This window comes from Nocardia tenerifensis NBRC 101015, assembly GCF_000308715.1.
GTDB lineage: Bacteria > Actinomycetota > Actinomycetes > Mycobacteriales > Mycobacteriaceae > Nocardia > Nocardia tenerifensis.
On the sequence record NZ_BAGH01000456.1, the window covers coordinates 1 to 1,162 of the forward strand.

The 1,162-nt window shown below is 68.2% G+C and carries 1 protein-coding gene; it reads right to left on the bottom strand.

Annotated features, from left to right (window positions below):
- Positions 1 to 439: 439 nt before the first annotated feature.
- Positions 440 to 1,162 (bottom strand): glycerate kinase (locus tag ON39_RS33950; RefSeq protein WP_040740353.1); only part of this gene is annotated, 723 nt, incomplete at its 5' end.

Consider the following 1,162-nt stretch of genomic DNA (forward strand, 5'->3'; position numbering starts at 1 on the left):
CGCACCAGCACGCGCAGCCCCACCGTAGGACGCAGCTGAGGCTATAGCCGCACTCCCTCTTGGGATCCGCACGCGTGTCAACACGGCAAGCCGGCGATGCGAATACCTAGAGTCAGTGCGGCTGTCGGGCACGCCCGCGACGGCGGTCCGCGAGCGTACGACGCGGCTGAGCCATAGCCGCACTGCCTCTTGGGATCCGCACGCGTGTCAACACGGCAAGCCGGCGTGCGAACAACTAGAGGCAGTGCGGCTGTTGGGCACGCTGGCGGCGGTGGTCCGCGACAGATGATGTACGGCGATGCGAGGGAACACGCCTGGGCGCTATCTCAAGGGAGCGCGCCAGCACGCGCGGCTCAAGCGCACGACGCGGCTGAGGCATAGCCGCACCGCCTCTTGGGATTTGCACGCGTGTCAGCACGGCGAGCCGGGGTGTGGATAACTAGAGGCGGTGCGGCTGGTGGGCGTGGGGGTTCGCTGCGGAGAGGTGGTGCTGGGCTATGTGGGTGGCGAGGTGGGTTAGTAGGGGGGCGGCGTTGGTGATGCAGTGGTGGATGTTGGGGTCTAGGTCTGTCAGGGGATAGGTGGCTGTGAAGCCGGCGGCTTGTAGTCGATTGTCCGACAATGTGTTTCGTCCGCATACTGCGACGACGGGGATGCCTGCGGCTCGGGCGGCGGCGGCTACGCCGGCGGGGGCCTTGCCGTGCAGGGTTTGGGCGTCGAGGGTGCCCTCGCCGGTGATGACTAGGTTTGCGTCCTTCAGTTGGTTGTCGAAATCGGATAGGGCCAAGATTAATTCGATGCCCGGGGACAGGGCGGCGTCGAGTATTGCGACGGCGGCGAAGCCCACTCCCCCGGCTGCGCCCGCCCCGGCGGTATTCCGGTGGTCGTGGCCGGTGGTGGCGGCGACGATGTCGGCCCAGTGGGTGAGGGCGGCGTCGAGGGTGGCCGTTTGCGCACTGTCCGCGCCTTTTTGCGGGCCGTAGATCTGTGCCGCGCCGCGTGGGCCGGTGAGGGGGTTGTCCACGTCGGAGGCGACGGTGAGCCGGACACCGGCCATCCGTTCTCGCAAGGCGGTGAGGTCGAGGGTCTGCATCTCCGCCAAAGCCGCTCCGCCGTCGGCGATTTCGTTGCCGTCGGCGTCGAGCAGGCGGGCGCCGAGGGC